This window comes from Streptomyces sp. NPDC048337 (assembly GCF_043201175.1).
In the GTDB taxonomy this organism is placed as follows: Bacteria; Actinomycetota; Actinomycetes; order Streptomycetales; family Streptomycetaceae; genus Streptomyces.
The window spans coordinates 1-19,525 of record NZ_JBICYR010000037.1 but is presented as its reverse complement, the minus strand read 5'-3'; the positions used below and the strand labels follow the sequence as shown (position 1 = coordinate 19,525).

The following is a 19,525-nucleotide window of genomic DNA, read 5'->3' as shown; positions in this document are numbered from 1 at the left end:
GTCAGCGGACCTGGCCCAGCCAGTGGAGGGTGCGGCGGATTTCGGCCGGGAAGGGGTGGGCGGGGCCGTGGAGGCGTTCCGCGTCGAAGAGGAGGCGGGCCAGGGTGTCGTGGGCCGCCGGGCGGTCGCCGAGGGAGAGCAGCAGGTGGGCTATGCGGCGGCGGACCTCCAGGGGGAGGCCCGGGTCCGGGTTGGCGTAGTGGTTCTCGAAGAGCGGGAGCAGTGAGCGGTACTCCGCCAGGGCCGCGGCCGGTTCGCCGAGTTGCTCCAGGCACTGGGCCGCGTCGTAGCGGAAGCGCAGGGCCTGGGCGTCGCCGGCCGGGAACTCGTCGGCGAGGCGGCGCAGTTCCGGCAGGGCGCGGCGGTACTGGCCGTCGTCCATCAGCGTGGCCGCGTACTGCTTGCGCAGGGAGCGGACCACCGGGGAGTGCTCGCCGTGCTCGGCGGCGGCCGCCGGGAGGATGCCGCCGAGGATGTCCACGGCCTGGGTGAGCCGCCCCTGGTCCAGGAGCTTGCGGGCCTCGTCCACCGCGCCCGGGATGTCCGGCTTCGGCGGCGCGGGGGTCGTCGGCGGCGGGCCGCTCGGCCGGGGCGGGATGACCGTGGCCCGGTCGGGCCAGGGGGCGTGGGGGCGCAGGAAGGGGCGGGTCGGGTCGAGCGGGCCGGTCGGGGCGGCGCTGCCGCGGGCCGGGAGCAGCGGGGTGAGCGCCTCGTACACCTCCTGCGCGGAGGCGGGACGGTCCTGCGGGTCCTTGGCGAGGAGGTGGAGCAGGACCGCCTCCAGCTCCGGCGGGACCTCCGGGCGCAGCTGACGCACCGGGAGCGGGGGCTCGTACAGGTGGCGGTGCAGGACGCCGAGGGCGGTGGAGCCGGCGAAGGGGACGTTGCCGCTGAGGAGTTCGTACAGCAGCACGCCGAGGGCGTAGAGGTCGGTGTAGGGGCCCACCGCGCCGCCCATGGCCTGCTCGGGCGCCATGTACGCCGGGCTGCCTATGGGTGAGCCGGTGCTCGTGAGGCGGGTGGTGTCGGTGTCCATCACCGAGGCGACACCGAGGTCCAGGACCAGAACGGTGCCGTCCGGGCGGATCATGACATTGCGCGGCTTGAGGTCGCGGTGCACGATCGGCACCGCGTGCACGGCCGACAGCACCGCGCACAGCTGCGCGACCACCGCGACCGCCCACGGCCAGGGGTACGGGTCGTGCTCGGCGAGGTGGTCGGCGAGGTCGGAGCCCTCGACGTAGCCCATGACGAGGAAGAGCTCGTCGCCGTCGCTGCCGGCGTCGTGCACGGTGACCAGGCCGGGGTGGTCGACCTGCGCCGTGACCCGGCACTCGCGCACGAAGCGGCGGCGCAGTTCCTCGGCGACCGTGCCGGGGCCGGCGACCTTGTCGGGGCGCAGCAGTTTGACGGCGACCCGCCGGTCCAGGCGCCGGTCGTACGCCGTCCAGACCTGGCCCATGCCGCCCTGGCCGAGGAGGGTGGCGAGCTGGTAGCGGTCTCCGATGAGCCGGTCGGTCACTGATTGCGGTCCTGGATCGGGGTGTCGTTCGGGTCCTGGTACGGGCCGCCGGGCTGCGGGGGCCGCGGGGCCTGCGGGGGCTGGTGCGGCTGCTTGCGCAGCAGTTCGCTGAGCTCGTCGAGCTCGGCGCGGACCTGCCCGATGCGCGGCGGCGGGGTCGGCTGCGGCGGGACCTGCGGGGGTACGGGCGTCCGGTCGGGCGTCTGCACGGGCGGGTATCCGTACCCGGGCGCCGTCCGCTGCGGGTGGGCGTACGGGGCGGGCTGCGCCGGGTACCAGGGCGCGGGCGCGGCCCCGGCCGCCCGGAGCTCGTAGTGGCGGATGTCGGCCACGAGGAAGTACACGCAGGTCGCGAGCGCGGTCAGGAGGGTGCCACCGGCCCCGGTGTTGCCCTGCCAACCGCTGGTGTCCTCGGTCGGGTCGAGCCCGATCAGCACCACCCACGCGACGGACAGCCCGACGCTGAGCGCCAGCAGCGCCCAGTCGACGGTCTTGCGGGTCAGCAGCGCGAGCCGCAGCATCGTGGCCCAGGCCAGGAAGCCACAGCTCAGGATGGGCAGCAGCGCGAACACCACGCGCAGGGCCACCACGCCCCCGGAACTGGGCTGGTGACCGTGCTGCGGCGGCGGGAGGCCGGGGCCGTGCATCGCTGCTCCTGACGGGCTGTGCGGAAAGGCTTGCGGAGCGAAGCGTATAAGCCTTTTCGGCCGCTGGTGAGGGGATGTGCCCAACCGTTGTACGGTCGCCGCCCCGCCGGTCAGTCCGGGGTGACCGTGCCGTCCGACAGGCCGTCGTACAGGCCCTGTACGAGCTGTTCGCCGAGCCGTCCCGCCAGCCGCAGCGCGTCCTCGAACTCGGCGAGCGCGCGGAAGCGGGCGCCGTAGCGCTGCTGTTCGGCGAGCGGCAGCCGGGGCAGCTGGAGGCGGCGTACGTCGAGCCGGGTGGCGGTGGAGGCATGGCTGCTGGCGCGGCGGTTGTTGGCGGTGCCGCGCAGGAATCCGGCCAGGAACCACGGGTCGAGGGCGGCCGGGTCGGAGCGCAGCAGTTGCAGGCCCCGGCCGGGGACGGCGCCGGCGGCGGCCTCGTCCACGACGCGGGCTATGGCGGCGGCGCCGACGACGGGGACGAGGACGTCGCCGGGGGCGGTGAGCACCGGTTCGTCGGGGGTGGCGGCCAGGGTGCCGGAGGGGCCGGTTCCGGCGTAGACGTCCTGTTCGGTGAGGACGGGTGCCGTACCGGTCCCGCTGCCCGTGCCGGTGTGCAGCACCAGGGCCCCGGAGCGGGCGAGTTCGCCGATGGTGGTCAGCGACAGCAAGGCCGTGGCCTCGGGGGCCGGGACGGCGGGCGGCGGGGTGAGCCGGGCGGCCCGGGCGAGGGTCCCGTCCAGCCGTTCCCGTACGGCGCTCAGCTCGGCCGGGCCGCCGCCGGCGGCGGGGGGCGGCAGATGGCGGGCGGGGGTGAGGTCCACGTCGTCGTCGAGCAGTTCGATGACGGGCACGACGCGGCTGATGCCCTGGACCTCCGCCACCGAGCCGGTGCGGTCGTACGCGGCCCAGGCGGCCTCCACCTCGCCGGCCAGGGAGGCGAAGCCGGCGGAGGCGGCGGCCGCACCGGCAGCACTGGCAGCACTGTCGATGAGCAGCAGCCCCTGCGGCGGCACCGCGTGCGGGGCCGGCCTGCGCAGGATCCACAGGTGCAGGGGGATCCCGTACGGCGGGGCGGTGCCGGCCGGGAGCGCGATGACGGCCCGCAGGGCGCCGCGGCGCAGCAGGTCGGCGCGGATGCGGCGGCCGGAGCGGCGGGCGGCGACGGCGGGCGGCATCAGCAGGACGGCGGTGCCGCCCTCGCGGAGGTGGGCCAGGGCGTGCTGGATCCAGGCGAGTTCGGATTCCGTGCGGGCCGGGAAGCCGTACTCCCAGCGGGGGTCGTAGGCCAGCTCCTCGTGGCCCCAGTTGCGTTCGTTGAACGGGGGGTGGCACAGCACGGCGTCGACGGCCTCACCCGTGAAGGCGTCGGCGCGCAGGCTGTCGGCGGCGGCCGCGCGGACCTGGGCGGAGCCGTTCAGGGCCAGGCGCAGCGCGCTGAGGGCGGCGAGTTCGGGCGAGGAGTCCTGGGCCTGCAGGACCGTGCCCCCGTCAACGGCGCGCAGCAGGGTGCCGGTACCGCAGGCGGGGTCGAGGGCGGTGCGCACGCCGGGGCCGGCGAGGCCGGCCATGAGCCGGGCGAGGCCGTCCGGGGTGAGCGTGTACTGGCGGGGGTTGGCGTCGAGGTGGCGGCCCAGCAGGAACTCGAAGGCCTTGCGGGCGCCGAGTTCGGCGGCGAGTTCGGCGGCGGCCCGCATCAGCGGCATCGCGGTGGGGCCGGTCCGGGTGGCCTCCAGCGGGTGGCCGGGGCCGAGACGTGCGCCGAGCACCTGGTCGAGGACGGGCCGCAGCAAGGTGGCCATCCGCTCGTCGGAGACGGCGGTCAGCTCCAGCCAGTCGGCGGGCCGGTCCCGTACGACGAGCAGCGCGCAGCCGGCCTTGACGAGCGCGGTGACGGGGCCGCCGGGGTGGGCGGTGATCTGCTGCCAGACGCGCTCGCGCAGCGGAACCTCTGCGAGCTTGCCCTGGGCGCGCAGCCACCGCTCGACCTCCGCCAGGGCGAAGGAGGGGCTGGTCTCGGTGCCGCCGACGGGCTTGGGGAAGTCGGCGTGGCGGCGCCGCCAGTTGCTCACGGCGGCGCGGCCGACGCCCGCCAGGCGGGCGACCTCGGCCGCGGTGACTTCTGCCTCGGTGACGTGTGGGGCGTTCTCCTCGGACATGCCGGGGAGCATACCCGTTCACGCACGAGAGACCGCTTCACAGCGTGAAGCAAAAATTTCTCGTGAATCGCGTTGACTCGGTTCACAGGCATCTGATGTGATCAGCGCGTCGAACAGCGAAGGCCGAAACAAGTGCAAGAACAGCCAGAGAGGCAGGAGTTACGCATGTCCCACACCCCGCGCAAGAGCCGGCTCGCCCGTCACAAGGTCCTGACCGTCGGCGGTGCGGTCCTCGCACTGGCTACGGTCGGCGCCTGCACCGGCCCCGACCAGGCCAAGGACGACGGCGGCGCGTCGAAGCCGGCGGCCTCGGCCTCGAAGCCGGCCGAGGAGAAGAAGGCGGTCGCGATCCGCGGCAAGGGCACCTTCGAGGTCGGCAAGGACGTCCAGCCCGGCACCTACCGCACCACCGGCAACGGCAGCGCCGGCTGCTACTGGGAGCGGGCCAAGGACTCCTCGGGCGAGGCGGACTCGATCATCGCCAACGACAACGTCACGGGCTCCAGCTACGTGACCATCGCGGCCGGCGACAAGATCTTCAAGTCCAGCGACTGCAAGGACTGGGAGGCCGTGGACCCGAAGGCCACCGGCGGCACCCCGAAGACCGAGTTCTCCGGCAAGGCGGGGATGCTCAAGGTCGGCACCGACATCGCACCCGGCACCTACAAGGCCCCGGAGAGCGCGGACTGCTACTGGGAGCGCGCCAAGGACGCGAGCCACGACACCGACGCCATCATCGCGAACGAGAACGCCACCGGCCCGGCGGTCGTGACGATCGACGCCGGGGACGGCTACTTCAAGACCGTCGACTGCGGAGACTGGAAGAAGTCCTCCTGACCCTCCGGGTCCACCACCCGCCGGCCCCCCGCCCGGCGACGCCCCACCCCGCCGGCCCCCACCCGGCAATTCCCCGCCCGGTGACCCCCCACCGCCGGCCCCACCCGGCGCACCCCCACCCGGCGGCCTTCCCACCGCCGGCCCCCACCCGGTAGCCCCCACCCGGTGGACTCCCTACCGCCGGCCTCCACCCGGTGATCCCCACCCGGCGATCCCCACCCGGTGGCCCCCACCGCCGATCCCCACCCGCCGATCCCCACCCGGTGGCCCCCACCGCCGGCCCCCACCCGGTGATCCTCACCGCCGGCCCCCGCCCGGCAATCCCCACCCGGTGCCCCCACCGCCGGTCCACCACCGGCGATCCCGCACCGCCTCTATCCGGAGTTGCTGCCTCCGGATAGCCTCGCCCCGTTCCGCGTCCCCGCGGCCCCCGCGTCCCCCTCAGTGGAGTCCCCCCATGCGTACCGCTCACCGCCTGACCGCCACCGCCGCCCTCGCCTGCGCCACCGCCCTCGGGCTCACCGGCTGCCTCCAGGCCTCCGGCCCGTTCCCCGACCTGTCCGGCTCCCAGGTCGCCGACAAGTCCGTGGACGCGCTGCGCGGCGCCACCTCGCTCACCGTCAGCGGCAACGTCTGGGACGAGGGCAAGCCGCTGCAGCTGAACATGGCGGTCAGCAAGGCCGGCGACTGCAAGGGCTCGATCTCCAGCAAGGAAGGCTCCTTCGAGCTGATCCGCAACGCACAGAACGTCTTCATCAAGGCCGACGAGCCCTTCTACCGCGAGCAGATGAAGGACCTGCCCAAGGAGCAGGCGGACGCGGCGGTCAAGCAGCTCGCCGGGCACTGGCTGAAGACGAAGACCTCGGACCCGGACATGAAGGACCTGGCCGACCTCTGCGATCTGGACCAGCTGCTCAAGGAGTTCGAGGACAGCAAGGGCGCACAGAAGGGCAAGACCACCACGGTCGACGGCCAGGAGGCCCTCACCCTCACCACGAAGACCACCGAGGGCACCGAGACCGCGCTGGTCGCCACCAAGGGCGAGCCGTACCTGCTCAAGGTGAGCCTCGACGGCAAGGAGCCTTCGGATCTCACCTTCACCGGCTTCAACAAGCCCGTCCAGGCCGACGCCCCGGCCGACAAGGACGTCATCGACCCCGACAAGCAGGGCTGACCCGGCCGGGCCGGCCGCAGGGCACGGTGCCCCCTCGGCGAGCGAATCACCCGAAACGGGCGTAGCGTCGCAGAAGGGAAACCGAAGGGAGCCTTCGCATGGGGTTTTTGGACAGGGCCAAGGCGATGCTGCAGGGTCACAGCCAGCAGGCGAAGCAGATGTCCGACGCCGCCGAGCAGCAAATCAACGAGCGGACCGGCGGCAAGTACGCCAAGCAGGTCGACCAGGCCCAGCAGCAGATGGAAAAGCAGCTCGGGATCGACGACGACCCGAACAAGTAGCCCGCGTCGCGGCCGGGGACCCCACGGGGTCCCCGGCCGCACGCGTATCCACGGGCCCGCGCGCTACGGCCGCGTGAGCGTCACGAGCTGAGGATCGTCGCGAGGAACTCCCCGGTCCAGGCCAGCAGTTCCCGCCCGACCAGCGGCTTCCCACCGATCTTCCCCGTCTTCGGACGCGGGATCAGCACCTGCGAGGTGGCGGGCTTGAGCACGGCCCCCGGGTAGAGCCGCTTCAGGCGCAGCTCCTGCGATTCGCGCAACTCCACCGGCCCGAAGCGGATGTTGGGGCCCTGGAGAGTGATGTCGGCGACCCCGCACGCGCGGGCGAGCATCCGCAGCCCGGCCACCAGCAGCAGGTTCTCCACCGGCTCGGGCAGCTTGCCGTAGCGGTCGGTGAGCTCCTCCCGTACGGCCTTCACGTCCGCCTCGGAATTGGCGGAGGCGATGGACCGGTAGGCCTGGAGGCGCAGCCGCTCGCCGGGCGCGTAGTCGTGCGGGACGTGCGCGTCGACCGGCAGCTCGATCTTCACCTCCAGCGGCGGCTCCTCCTCCACCCCGCCCTCGACGGCGGCCCGGTAGTCGGCCACCGCCTCGCCGACCATCCGGATGTACAGGTCGAAGCCGACGCCCGCGATGTGGCCGGACTGCTCGCCGCCGAGCAGGTTGCCCGCGCCGCGGATCTCCAGGTCCTTCATCGCCACGTACATGCCCGCGCCCATCTCGGTGTGCTGGGCGATCGTCGCGAGCCGCTCGTGCGCGGTCTCCGTCAGCGGCTTCTCCGGCGGGTACAGGAAGTACGCGTACCCGCGCTCGCGGCCGCGGCCCACGCGCCCGCGCAGCTGGTGGAGCTGCGAGAGGCCGAAGTTGTCGCCGCGCTCGACGATGAGGGTGTTGGCGTTGGAGATGTCGATGCCGGACTCGACGATCGTCGTCGAGACGAGCACGTCGAACTTCTTCTCCCAGAAGTCCACCACGACCTGCTCCAGGGCCTGTTCGGACATCTGCCCGTGCGCCGTCGCGATCCGCGCCTCGGGCACGATCTCACGCAGCTTGGCGGCCGCCCGGTCGATGGACTCGACCCGGTTGTGGATGTAGAAGCACTGGCCCTCGCGCAGCAGTTCGCGGCGGATGGCCGCGCCGATCTGCTTCTCCTCGTACGGGCCGACGAAGGTCAGGACCGGGTGCCGCTCCTCCGGCGGGGTGGTGATCGTCGACATCTCGCGGATGCCGGTCACCGCCATCTCCAGGGTGCGCGGGATCGGGGTCGCGGACATCGTCAGCACGTCCACGTTGGCGCGCAGCTTCTTCAGCTGCTCCTTGTGCTCGACGCCGAACCGCTGCTCCTCGTCGACGATGACCAGGCCCAGGTCCTTGAACTTCGTCTCCTGCGAGAACAGCCGGTGCGTGCCGATGACCACGTCCACCGAGCCCTCCCCCAGGCCCTCCAGGGTGGCCTTGGACTCGCTGTCGCTCTGGAAGCGGGACAGCGCCTTCACCTTGACGGGGAACTGGCTGTAGCGCTCGGAGAAGGTGCCGAAGTGCTGCTGCACGAGGAGGGTCGTCGGTACGAGGACGGCGACCTGCTTGCCGTCCTGGACCGCCTTGAAGGCCGCGCGGACGGCGATCTCGGTCTTGCCGTAGCCGACGTCGCCGCAGATCAGTCGGTCCATGGGGACGGACTTCTCCATGTCCTCCTTGACCTCGGCGATCGTGGTGAGCTGGTCGGGCGTCTCCGCGTACGGGAAGGCGTCCTCCAGCTCGCGCTGCCAGGGGGTGTCCGGGCCGAAGACGTGGCCGGGGGCCGCCATGCGGGCGCTGTAGAGCTTGATGAGGTCGGCGGCGATCTCCTTGACCGCCTTCTTCGCGCGCGCCTTGGTCTTGGTCCAGTCGGCGCCGCCGAGCCGGTGCAGGGTCGGGGCCTCGCCGCCCACGTACTTGGTGACCTGCTCCAGCTGGTCGGTGGGGATGTAGAGGCGGTCGCCGGGCTGGCCGCGCTTGGCGGCGGCGTACTCGACGAGGAGGTACTCGCGGGTCGCGCCCTGGACGGTGCGCTGCACCATCTCGATGTAGCGGCCGACGCCGTGCTGTTCGTGGACGATGTAGTCGCCGGCCTCCAGGGTCAGCGGGTCGATCGTCTTGCGGCGGCGGGTCGGCATCCGGCCGAGGTCCTTGGTGGCGGTGCGCTGGCCGGTGAGGTCGGTCTCGGTCAGGACCGCGACCTTCAGGGCCGGGTCGACGAAGCCGTTGTCGATCGAGCCGCACGCGACGTGCACGAGGCTCGGCTCCAGGGCGCGCAGGTCCGACTCCAGCCGGGCCGCGATGCCCTCGCCGGCGAGGACCTCGACGGTACGGGCGGCCGGGCCGTGGCCCTCGGTGAGGTAGACGGTGTGCCAGCCGTCGGCGATCCAGGCCTTGGTGTCGGCGAGCGCGCGGGCGGTGTCGCCGCGGTACGCCTCGGGGGCGTGCATGCCGAGCTTCAACGTGTCCCCGCCGGCGGCCGTCTCGTCGGCGGCGAAGGGGGAGACGGACCACCACATCATGTCCAGCTCGCGGGCTCGGTCGCGGACGTCCGCGATCCCGCGCAGCGAGGCCGCGCCGACGTCGATCGGGGCCTCGCCGCCGCCGGCCGTGGCCGCCCAGGAGGCCATGAGGAACTCCTGGGAGGTGGCCACCAGGTCGGCGGCCCGGGTCCGGACCCGCTCGGGGTCGCACACGACGGCCATCGACCCGGCGGGCAGGACGTCGACCAGCAGCTCCATGTCGTCGACCAGGACCGGGGCCAGGGACTCCATGCCCTCGACGGCGATCCCCTCGGCGATCTTGTTCAGCAGCTCGCCGAGCTCCGGGTGGGCCTCGGCAAGGACCGCGGCCCGCTCCCGCACCTCGTCGGTCAGCAGCAGCTCGCGGCAGGGCGGGGCCCACAGACCGTGCTCGGCGACCTCCAGCGACCGCTGGTCGGCGACCTTGAAGTAACGGATCTCCTCGACCTCGTCGCCCCAGAACTCGATGCGCAGCGGGTGTTCCTCGGTGGGCGGGAACACGTCGAGGATGCCGCCGCGCACGGCGAACTCCCCGCGCTTCTCGACGAGCTCGACGCGCGCGTACGCGGCGGCGGCCAGCGCCTCGGTCACCTCGCCGAGGTCGGCGCTCTGCCCCTGCCGCAGGCCGACGGGAACCAGGTCCCCGAGCCCCTTGACCTGCGGCTGGAGCACGGACCGGATCGGCGCGACGACCACCGAGACGGGGCCGGCGGCGGGATCGTCCTTGCTCGGGTGCGCGAGGCGGCGCAGCACGGCGATCCGCCGGCCGACGGTGTCGCTGCGCGGGCTCAGCCGCTCGTGCGGGAGCGTCTCCCACGACGGGTAGTCCACCACCTCGTCGGGCGAGGGCAGCAGCGACCGCAGCGCCTCGGCCAGGTCCTCGGCCTCGCGCCCGGTCGCGGTCACCGCGAGCACGGTCCGCTCGGTCTGCCGGGCGAGCGCGGCGATCACGAAGGGCCGCGCGGCGGCGGGGCCGACGAGGTCCACGTGCATCCGGTTGCCGTCCCCGGCCGCGGTGACCGCCTCGGCGAGGGCGGGATCCCGGGTGACGGCGTCGAGCAGTCCGTGCAGGCTCATGGGGAGGCTTTCCATCCGGTGAAGGGGCAACGCGAAGGACCCGACACGTCGCACGGGCCGGGGGTTCCCACCCTACGACGCGCCCCGCTCCCACGCGCGGGCGATTCCGGTCCCCCGTGAGGGTGACGGAGCTGGCGCGGGTTGGGCCGATCTGATTACGCTTGGTCCAGCGGTTAGTCCACCTCTGCCCTGGAGAGCCCCATGGAAGCGGCCCGGCAGTACAACGTCCACGAGGCGAAGACGAACTTCTCCAAGATCCTGGAGGCGGTCGCCACCGGCGAGGAGGTGATCATCAGCAAGGCCGGCGAACCGGTCGCCAAGGTGATCCCGCTCGCGGGGAAGGTGCTCCGGACGACACGCGGCTCCGTCAGGGAGCCCGTGGTCTTCCGCGAGGACTTCGACGACATGTCCGACGACCCCGGCTTCGCCGAAGCCTTCGGCCTGCTGCCCCACACGGAGGCGGCCGAGTGAAGCTCCTGGCCGACACCCACGTCATCGTGTGGTGGCTGATGGACTCGCCGCAGCTGTCGGACGAGGTCAAGGACCTGCTCGACACCGAGCGACTCGCCTACGTCAGTGCCGTCACCCCCTGGGAACTGGCCGTCAAGCAGACCCTCGGCAAGCTGGACGGCCCGGAAGACCTGCCGGAACGGGCCAGGGACTGTCAGCTCAGGCCGCTGCCGATCACCGCCCTGCACGGCATCCGGGCCGGTCAGCTCCCCCTCCACCACAGGGACCCCTTCGACCGGATACTGGTCGCCCAGGCCCAGTCCGAGGGGCTGACCCTCATCACGCGCGACAAGTTCATCCCGCTCTACGATGTCGACGTACTGACCGTCTGAGCTCGCCGCGTCGCCCCCCGCCGGAGAGACGCCACCGGCCGAGGGAGCACGAGTCCGTGACGAGCGATGCGATAGCCCGCCCCAACCCCGCGGGCACGGCTGCCGTGACGGCCGGCAGGGGCCGGTGGGCCGGGCCGTGGATCGTGGCCGGCGGACTGTTCCTCGTCTACCTCGTGCTGTCCGTCGGGCGGTTCCGGCGGATGGAGTGGGCCTCCTGGGACCTGGGGATCTTCGAGCAGGCGATCCGCGCGTACGCGCACCTGCAGGCGCCCGTCGCCGATCTGAAGGGGCCCGGGGCCAACATCCTCGGGGACCACTTCAGCCCGATCATCGCGCTCGCCGCGCCCGTCTACCGGATCTTCCCCGGCCCCGTCACGCTGCTGGTCGTCCAGGCCGCCCTGTTCGCGCTCGCCGCCGTCCCCGTCACCCGGGCGGCCGGACGCTTCCTCGGCCGGCCCCGCGGGATCGCCGTCGGGGTCGCGTACGGGCTGTCCTGGGGCATCCAGCGGGCCGTGGAGTTCGACTTCCACGAGATCGCCTTCGCCGTCCCCCTGATCGCCTTCGCCCTGGAGGCGGTCCTCGCCCGCCGCTGGCGCGCCGCCCTGCTGTGGGGGCTGCCGCTGGTCCTCGTCAAGGAGGACCTCGGCTTCACGCTCGCCGCCCTGGCCGTCGTCGTGGCCTGGCGGGCCAGGACCTCCGACCGGCGGGCCGCCTGGACCGCCCTCGGCGCGGCCGCCGGGGCCGCCGTCTTCGCCGTCCTCGTCTTCACCGTGTTCGTCCCGGCCTTCGCCACCGAGGGCTACGGCTACTGGGACAAGCTCGACGGCGCGGGCACCCCCCTCGACGGCCTCGGCACCAAGCTCACCACCCTGACCTGGGTGCTGCTGCCCACCTCCGGGCTGCTCGCCCTGCGCTCGCCGCTGCTGCTGGTCGCCGCCCCCACCCTCGGCTGGCGGTTCCTGTCCGGCGACGACCACTACTGGTCCACCGACTGGCACTACAGCGCCGTACTCATGCCCGTCGTGGCCCTCGCCCTCGTCGACGCCATCGACACCGTCCGGCGCAGCGACCGGCCGCGGCTGCGCGCCTACGCCCTCCACATGCCCACCGCCGTCCTGGCCGCCGCCCTCGCCCTGAGCGCGACCGCCATGCCGACGGCCAAGCTCGTGGAAGCCCGTACGTACGAGAAGCCGGCCCGCGCCACCGCCATCGAACAGCTCCTCGACCGGATCCCCGACGGGGCCACCGTGGAGGCCGACACCGTCCCGCTGACCCGGCTGACCTCCCGCTGCCGCGTGCTGTGGATCGGCGGGGCCAAGGGCGTGGTCCCCGACTGGATCACCCTCGACAACGGCTCCAAGTGGGCCGGCGAGGACCCGACCGTCTACGCCCGCCAGCTGCACCCCGGCGAGCGGTTCACCCTGGTGGGCGAGGCCGAGGGCGTCGTCCTGCTGCGGCGCACGTGATACGGCGGACCTGACGCGGCGCGCGTGAAAGGGCGCCGGTCCGGAACCTCCCCCGTGGGTCCCGGACCAGCGCCTCCCCCGTGCGGCCGGGGCGGTGCTCCTACTCGCTCGCGATCGCGTTCAGGACGTTCATCCGCCCCGCCCGGAAGGCCGGGATCAGCGCGGCGAACAGGCCCACCAGGGCCGAGCCCGCGAACACCCCGAGGATCGTCGGCCACGGGATCTCCAGCACCTTCAGGCCCTGGAGCGCGAGCAGCTGCTGTGCGGTGGCCCCCCAGCCCATGCCCAGCCCGAGGCCGAGCAGGGCGCCGAAGAGGGCGATGACCACCGACTCCAGGCGGATCATGCGGCGCAGCTGGCGGCGGGAGAGGCCGATGGCGCGCATCAGGCCGATCTCCCGGGTCCGCTCCACCACCGACAGGGCCAGGGTGTTCACGACACCCAGGACCGCGACGATGATGGCGAGGGCGAGGAGCCCGTAGACGATGTTCAGGAGCTGGCCGACCTGGTCCTTCAGGGACTGCTTGTAGTCGGCCTGGTTGCGGACCACGTACTGCGGGTACTCCGCCAGCCCCGTCTTGACCGCCGCGTACGCGGCGTCCTCGTCCTGCCCGTCCTTCGCGCTGGCCAGCAGCATGAAGGGGCGCGGCAGCCGGTCCGCCGGGACGTTCGCCTCGGCGACGGCGGTGCTGATGTACTTCATCGTCTTGTCGAGGTTGCCCTCGTCGCTGGTGATCGCCGCGACCTTCAGCTTGACGGTGTTGCCGCCGGTGAAGGCGACCGTCAGCTCGTCGCCGAGCTTGATGCCGTGCTTGGTGGCGTACTCCGAGCCCACCGACATCGCGTTCGTCCCGTACGCCGCCGCGTGCTCACCGGCGACCATCTTGCGCCGGATGTCCTTGGCGTACGTGGGATCGGTGGCGCCGAGGCCCACTTCCTCGGTGGTGCCGTCGGGCGCGGTGACCTTGGCGTCGACCTCCCGGTAGGCGGTGACGTGGTCGAGGCCCTTGACGGCGCGCATCGCCTGCTCGGCCTGCGGCATGACCGGCTGCCCGGTCTGGGAGTTGACGATGAAGTCCGCGCCGACCGACTTGTCGAGCTCTTCGGTGGCGGAGGCCACCATCGAGGAGCCCACCACCGACAGGCAGGCGACCAGCGCGAGGCCGATCATCAGGGCGGCGGCGGTGGCGCCGGTACGGCGCGGGTTGCGCAGGGCGTTGCGCTCGGCGAGCCGGCCGACGGACCCGAAGGGCCGCAGGACGATGCCGGAGAGCACGCGCACCACGCCCGCGGCGAGCAGCGGGCCGATCACGATGAAGCCGATGAGGGTGAAGACGACGCCCAGGCCCAGCCAGAGCGATCCGGGCCCGGCCTTGTCGGCGGCCGAGGCCAGGTAGAGCCCCGCGCCGCCGATGGCGGTGAGGACCAGGCCGAGGACGGCGCGGACCACGCCGGCCTTCTTGTCGCCCGGGGTGCCCGACTCGCGCAGGGCGGCCATCGGGGAGACCCTGCCGGCCCGGCGGGCCGGGATGAAGGCGGCGACGACGGTGACGACGACGCCGAGGAGGATGCCGACGACCGGGGTGGTCCAGGCGACGGTGAGGTCGTCGGTGGACAGGTTCATGCCCATCTGGCCCATGAGCTTCATCAGCCCGACGGCCAGCCCCACACCCACGCCGACGCCCCCGACCGAACCGACGAGACCCAGGAGGAAGGCCTCCAGGACGACGGAATTGAGGACCTGGCCGCTGTCGGCGCCGATGGCGCGCATCAGGCCGATCTCGCGCGTGCGCTGGGTGACCAGCATCGCGAACGTGTTGAAGATCAGGAAGATGCCGACGAGGAAGGCGATGAGGGCGAAGCCGAGCATCGCGTACTTCATGACGTCGAGGAAGGAGCCGACGTCCTTGCGGCCCTGGTCCGCGGATTCCTTGGCGGTCTGGAGCTTGTAGGTGTCGGCGCCGACGGCGTCGGCGATGCTGCCCTTGAGCTGCTCGTCGCTGACGCCGTCCTTGGCGGTGACGTTGATGTTGGTGAACATGCCGGGCGCGCCGAGCAGCTCGCGCTGGGCGGTGGCCGTGTCGAAGTAGACGACGGTGGCGCCCGGGTTGGTCACCTTGAAGGTGGCGATGCCGGAGATCTTGGCGCGGAAGTCGCCGGTGACGGCGATGGTGCGCAGCTCGTCGCCGATCTTCAGCTTGTGCTTCTTCGCCGTGTCGCCGTCGACCATCACCTCGGTGGGACCGCGCGGCTCGTGGCCGGAGCTGACGGCCATCGACTTGAGCTCGTTGTCGTTCCAGCTCGCGGCGATCGTCGGGGCGCCGGAGGTGGGGCCGACGTTCTTGTTCTCGGCGCCCACGACCGTGACGGACAGCGAGATGACGCTGCCCTGGGCGGACTGGACGCCCTGCACAGCCGCGACCTTCTGGACGGCGTCGCCGGGAATGGTCGCGGGCCGGGCGTTGCGCGGGTTCTCGACGTCGTCGTCGCCGGCTCCGGCGGGCTTCGCGGAGACCGTGACGTCCGCTCCGGTGGTGGCGAAGAGCTTGTCGAAGGTGGCGTTCATGGTGTCGGTGAAGACCAGGGTGCCGCAGACGAAGGCCACCGACAGCAGGACCGCGATGGCGGAGAGCGCCATCCGCCCCTTGTGCGCGACGAAGTTGCGCCGCGAGGTCTTGATGACGGTGCTCATGAGGTCCGCCCGCGCGCGTCGAAGTCCTTCATCCGGTCGAGGACCTGGTCCGCGGTGGGCCCGTACATCTCGTCGACGATGCGGCCGTCGGCGAGGAAGATGACGCGGTCCGCGTAGGAGGCGGCGACCGGGTCGTGGGTGACCATGACGATGGTCTGGCCGAGCTCGTCGACGGAGCGGCGCAGGAAGCCGAGGACCTCGGCGCCGGCCCGGGAGTCCAGGTTTCCGGTCGGCTCGTCGCCGAAGATGATCTGCGGGCGGGCGGCGAGCGCGCGGGCGACGGCCACGCGCTGCTGCTGGCCGCCGGACAGCTCGGTCGGGCGGTGCTTGAGGCGACCGGCGAGACCGACGGTCTCCACGACCCGGTTCAGCCACTCCGCGTCGGGCTTGCGGCCCGCGATGTCCATGGGGAGCGTGATGTTCTCCAGGGCGTTCAGCGTGGGCAGCAGGTTGAAGGCCTGGAAGATGAAGCCGATCCGGTCGCGGCGCAGCTGCGTGAGCTTCTTGTCCTTCAGCCCGGTGATCTCGGTGTCGTCCAGGTGGATCTGCCCGCTGGTCACCGTGTCGAGACCGGCGAGGCAGTGCATCAGCGTGGACTTGCCGGAGCCGGAGGGGCCCATGATCGCGGTGAACTGGCCGCGCATGATGTCGACGTCCACCTGGTCGAGGGCGACGACGCGCGTCTCCCCGGAGCCGTAGGCCTTGACGACCTTGCGTGCCCGGGCCGCGACGGCTTCATGCCCTCCAGTACCCCCGTGCCTGGTTTCGGTCACAGCCGTTGTCACGGTGTTTTCTCCTTCTCCTGCTGCTGCGGTGGCGTGCGTCGCCGTCGTGAAGTCTGGTGCGGGACGGGGCCGGGCGCGCTGGTGCCCGTCGCCGTATCCGTCCGGGGGTTTTCCCCACCCCCCTGGGCCGCTTCTCACCCCCGGCCCATGTGAACCAGTTAAAGACGCGGACGGTCCCTCGGCCTCATCCGCCGGGACGAAAGACCCCTGGCCCGTTGTGGTGAGAGACCCCTAGGGGTTCTCCACCCTTCGGGGGAGGTGCCGTGGGGGATACCGCGGGATACAGGCGTGGTGAGAAGGTGTTCCCCGCAGGTGCGTGCAGGGGGAAGGAATCTTCGTGGGCTCAGAGGAGAGCACGGCCGAAAGCCCGGACGGCATACCGGGCGCCCGTGCGGACGGCCCGTCGGGCAGCCGTGTTCCGGCCAACGACTCCAACGGCCGGGCGGAACCGACCCCGCCGGCGTTTGAGGCGCGGGGTCTGGGTCAGCGCCCCAGCAGCCGGGCCGCGGGGGCCGATGCCACCGTCATCGGCACGGTCGGTGCCGGCGCCGCGGCCGGCGCCGGTGCCGCGGCCGGTGCCAGTGCCCGTGCCGGTGCCGGTGCCGCGGCCGGTGCCAGTGCCCGTGCCGGTGCCGCGAAGGGCAGGGCCGGTACGGCCGAGGCCGATACGGGCCCCGCGGCCGGTGCGGGTGCGGGCGCGAGCGGGGCCGGTGCACGTACGGGCGCGGCCGAAGCCGGTGCGGGAGCCGGTGTGGCCCATGGCGGCGGCGCGACGGCGGCGGGGCATGGGCGGCCGGCGGCTGCCGTCGTGGCTTCGCTCATGCTCGGCATGGCGCTCGTCGCGCTCGACAGCACCATCGTCTCCACCGCCGTCCCCCAGATCGTCGGCGACCTCGGCGGCTTCTCCGTCTTCTCCTGGCTCTTCTCCGGCTACCTCCTCGCCGTCACCGTCACCCTCCCCGTCTACGGCAAGCTGTCCGACACCTTCGGCCGCAAGCCCGTCCTCCTCTTCGGCATCGGCCTCTTCCTCGTCGGCTCGCTGCTCTGCGCGCTCGCCTGGAACATGGCCGCCCTCATCGCCTTCCGCATCGTCCAGGGCCTGGGCGGCGGCGCCCTCCAGGGCACGGTCCAGACCCTGGCCGGCGACCTCTACCCCCTCAAGGACCGCCCGAAGATCCAGGCCCGGATGTCCACCGTCTGGGCCACCTCGGCCGTGGCCGGCCCCGCGCTCGGCGGGCTGCTCGCCTCCTACGCGCACTGGCGCTGGATCTTCCTGATCGACCTGCCCCTGGCCGCCCTGGCCCTGTGGATGATCGCCCGTCACCTGACCGAGCCCGTACGGTCCCCCGGGCGCCGCGGCCCGGTCGACTGGGCGGGAGCCCTCGGCATCTTCGCCTGTGGCGGGCTGCTGCTCTTCGCGCTCGTGCAGGGCGGGGTCGCCTGGCCCTGGCTGTCCGCCCCCTCGCTGGGGCTGCTGGGCGCGAGCGCGGTGCTGGCCGCGGTGGTGGTCCGGGTCGAGCGCCGAGCCGAAGAACCGATTCTGCCCGGCTGGGTCTGGCGCCGGCGCACCATCGCCGCCGTCAACCTCGCCATGGGCGCGCTCGGCCTGCTGATGGTCGCCCCGATGGTGTTCATGCCGACGTATGCCCAGTCCGTGCTCGGCCTCGGGCCCATCAGCGCCGGGCTGGTCATGTCCGTGATGACCCTGAGCTGGCCCATCACGGCCGCCTTCAGCCAGCACGTCTACCGCCGCATCGGCTTCCGCAACACCGCCGCCCTCGGCATTGCCCTGGCCGCGGTGATCCTCTTCTCCTTCACCCTGCTCCCCTACCCCGCCCGGCCCTGGCAGCCCCCGCTGATCATGCTGCTGCTGGGCGGCGCCCTCGGCATCTTCCAGCTCCCGCTGGTCGTCGGGGTCCAGTCCACCGTGGGCTGGGCCGAACGCGGAACGGCGACGGCCTCGGTGCTGTTCTCCCGCCAGGTCGGCCAGAGCGTGGGCGCGGCGCTGCTCGGGGCCGTCGCCAACGCCACCATCGCCGCCCGCCTGGTGGACGCCCCCATGCCCGGACTCCCGGACAAGCTGGACGACGTATCGAAGGCCCTGGACCAGCCGGGGCTGCTCCCGCAGGCCGCCGCCAACTACCTGCGCGAGGCCGTGGCCGCCGCCGTGGACCACATCTTCCTCGGCGCGACGGGCGCGGCCGTGGCCTCGCTGCTGATCCTGCTGCTGGTGGCGCCGCGGAGGTTCCCGGTACTGCCGGAGCAGCGCGAGGAGTAACGGGCGGAAGGCCTCGCCGAGTTGTCATGCCCCAGGCCAATGGGTAAGTGTCTGTCCAGGACCGCGGACCGAGGACCGAGAACCGAGGACCGCCAGCAGGACGCAATCCGGGGGGACGACCGACATGGCTTCCGCACTCTTCGCACTGGCCTTACTGGCCGCACTGGCCGGGCCCATCGGCCTGCGGCTGCGCCGCCACCCGGGGTTCGTGACCGGCCGCGACGGCCGGCTGTCCACCTCCACGACGCTGGCCCTGGCCTGGACAGTGATCCTGGTCTGGCTGCTGCTCACGATCCTCGCCTACGGGCTCACCGCGGGCGGCGGAGTCCCCTACTTCCAGGGCTCCGACGGCCCGCTGTCCACGCTGACGACGGTGTACCTGCCGCTGCTCGGGGGGCCGTACGCGGCCCTGATCGGGGCGAAGACGGTCGTCGGCATGCGGGTGGAGAACGGCACCCTGGCCAAGCCGGCCGCGAAACCGACCGCCTCGGGGCGGCGGCCCCTGAGGGAGCTCATCGCGAACGACGGCGGGCGGACGGACCTGGTCGACGTCCAGTACGTCGCGCTGAGCGGGGTCACGATGCTGTACGTGGCGCTGTTCTTCCTCGCGGACGTGGGTGCGGGGCTGCCGCGGCTGCCCTCCGAGGTCTGGGCCCTGACGGGGGCTCCGGCTGGCGCGTATCTCCTGAACAAGCTGGCTTCCCGGGCGAACCCGGTGATCACCCGGGTCACCGTCTCCGAGGGCCTCCTCACGGTCGAGGGCGGCGGCTTCACCGACCCCCGCCTCACGGTCGACGACACCCCCCTCCCGGCCACCCCGGACCCCACCACGGCCACCCTGACGGCCCCCCTCCCCTCCTCCACCCACCCCCCGTTCACGGTGGTGGTCACCTCCCGCGGCCTCCGCAGCGACCCGTTCCGCTACGAATCCCCTACCCCGTCGATCCCGGCCGCCCGGAACCCGTCGACGCAGTAACCGTGCCGCGGCTCGGCGGTGGCCGGGGCCGACCTGGGGCTCGGCCGGCCCCTTGGCGGGGGCCGCGCCGGTCCCTCGGCGGGGGCATGGCGGGGCCGGGTCGGGTGCCTTGCCCGGGACTTGGCCGGTCCCTTGGCGGGGGCTTCGCGGTGGTCGGGGCCGGTCCCTTGGCGGGGGCTTCGTGGGGCCGGGGCCGGTTCCCCGGCCGGGGGCTCGGCCGGTCCCCTGGCGGGGGTTCGTGAGGCCGGGGCC

The 19,525-nt window shown here is 72.8% G+C and carries 14 protein-coding genes; 8 read left to right on the top strand and 6 right to left on the bottom strand.

The window, feature by feature from the left end:
• Position 1: 1 nt before the first annotated feature.
• The 3 genes from ACGFYU_RS35515 to ACGFYU_RS35505 all read right to left on the bottom strand — a co-directional run bounded on the left by ACGFYU_RS35515 (position 2) and on the right by ACGFYU_RS35505 (position 4,325).
• Positions 2 to 1,522 (bottom strand): protein kinase, encoded by a 1,521-nt coding sequence (locus ACGFYU_RS35515; protein WP_393831438.1) that lies wholly within the window; start codon positions 1,520 to 1,522, stop codon positions 2 to 4.
• A complete protein-coding gene (locus ACGFYU_RS35510; RefSeq protein ID WP_393831437.1) occupies positions 1,519 to 2,169 on the bottom strand; it encodes a hypothetical protein in 651 nt (216 codons plus the stop codon). Before ACGFYU_RS35510 ends, ACGFYU_RS35515 begins: the two co-directional genes overlap by 4 nt.
• Positions 2,170 to 2,279: 110 nt before the next feature.
• The gene (locus ACGFYU_RS35505) at positions 2,280 to 4,325 is read right to left on the bottom strand and encodes an N-6 DNA methylase (RefSeq protein ID WP_393831436.1); all 2,046 of its coding nucleotides are present in this window, start codon (positions 4,323 to 4,325) and stop codon (positions 2,280 to 2,282) included.
• A 165-nt stretch (positions 4,326 to 4,490) separates the two neighbouring features.
• Between ACGFYU_RS35505 and ACGFYU_RS35500 the strand changes: the two genes are divergently transcribed.
• The 3 genes from ACGFYU_RS35500 to ACGFYU_RS35490 all read left to right on the top strand — a co-directional run bounded on the left by ACGFYU_RS35500 (position 4,491) and on the right by ACGFYU_RS35490 (position 6,617).
• Entirely contained in the window at positions 4,491 to 5,162 is a 672-nt protein-coding gene (locus ACGFYU_RS35500) for a hypothetical protein (protein WP_393831435.1), read from the top strand.
• Between the two features lie 457 nt (positions 5,163 to 5,619).
• The gene (locus tag ACGFYU_RS35495) at positions 5,620 to 6,336 is read left to right on the top strand and encodes a hypothetical protein (protein WP_393831434.1); all 717 of its coding nucleotides are present in this window, start codon (positions 5,620 to 5,622) and stop codon (positions 6,334 to 6,336) included.
• 98 nt (positions 6,337 to 6,434) lie between these two features.
• Positions 6,435 to 6,617, top strand: coding sequence for an antitoxin (locus ACGFYU_RS35490; protein ID WP_393831433.1), 183 nt, complete (start codon positions 6,435 to 6,437; stop codon positions 6,615 to 6,617).
• 80 nt (positions 6,618 to 6,697) lie between these two features.
• On the opposite strand, the gene mfd is transcribed toward ACGFYU_RS35490, so the two are convergent.
• Positions 6,698 to 10,234, bottom strand: a complete 3,537-nt coding sequence (gene mfd / locus ACGFYU_RS35485) for a transcription-repair coupling factor (RefSeq protein WP_393831432.1) — start codon at positions 10,232 to 10,234, stop codon at positions 6,698 to 6,700.
• A gap of 201 nt (positions 10,235 to 10,435) precedes the next feature.
• On the opposite strand from mfd, the gene ACGFYU_RS35480 reads away from it, so the two are divergent.
• Genes ACGFYU_RS35480 through ACGFYU_RS35470 form a run of 3 tightly spaced genes read left to right on the top strand, consistent with a single transcriptional unit; the run spans position 10,436 to position 12,542 of the window.
• Positions 10,436 to 10,705: a type II toxin-antitoxin system Phd/YefM family antitoxin gene (locus ACGFYU_RS35480; RefSeq protein ID WP_393831431.1), complete on the top strand. Its 270-nt coding sequence runs from the start codon at positions 10,436 to 10,438 to the stop codon at positions 10,703 to 10,705.
• Positions 10,702 to 11,076: a type II toxin-antitoxin system VapC family toxin gene (locus tag ACGFYU_RS35475; RefSeq protein ID WP_393831430.1), complete on the top strand. Its 375-nt coding sequence runs from the start codon at positions 10,702 to 10,704 to the stop codon at positions 11,074 to 11,076. The genes ACGFYU_RS35480 and ACGFYU_RS35475 overlap by 4 nt, the downstream gene beginning before the upstream one ends.
• A 56-nt stretch (positions 11,077 to 11,132) precedes the next feature.
• Positions 11,133 to 12,542: a DUF2079 domain-containing protein gene (locus tag ACGFYU_RS35470; RefSeq protein WP_393831429.1), complete on the top strand. Its 1,410-nt coding sequence runs from the start codon at positions 11,133 to 11,135 to the stop codon at positions 12,540 to 12,542.
• Positions 12,543 to 12,642: 100 nt separating this feature from the next.
• Here the strand turns inward: ACGFYU_RS35470 and ACGFYU_RS35465 are convergent, their stop codons facing one another.
• Positions 12,643 to 15,234: an ABC transporter permease gene (locus ACGFYU_RS35465; protein ID WP_393831428.1), complete on the bottom strand. Its 2,592-nt coding sequence runs from the start codon at positions 15,232 to 15,234 to the stop codon at positions 12,643 to 12,645.
• On the bottom strand, positions 15,231 to 16,019 hold the full coding sequence (locus tag ACGFYU_RS35460; RefSeq protein ID WP_393831427.1) for an ABC transporter ATP-binding protein: 789 nt from the start codon (positions 16,017 to 16,019) through the stop codon (positions 15,231 to 15,233). Before ACGFYU_RS35460 ends, ACGFYU_RS35465 begins: the two co-directional genes overlap by 4 nt.
• Positions 16,020 to 16,770: 751 nt before the next feature.
• On the opposite strand from ACGFYU_RS35460, the gene ACGFYU_RS35455 reads away from it, so the two are divergent.
• Positions 16,771 to 18,297 (top strand): MFS transporter, encoded by a 1,527-nt coding sequence (locus ACGFYU_RS35455; RefSeq protein ID WP_393831462.1) that lies wholly within the window; start codon positions 16,771 to 16,773, stop codon positions 18,295 to 18,297.
• 124 nt (positions 18,298 to 18,421) lie between these two features.
• Positions 18,422 to 19,273, top strand: coding sequence for a hypothetical protein (locus tag ACGFYU_RS35450; RefSeq protein ID WP_393831426.1), 852 nt, complete (start codon positions 18,422 to 18,424; stop codon positions 19,271 to 19,273).
• Positions 19,274 to 19,525: the final 252 nt, after the last annotated feature.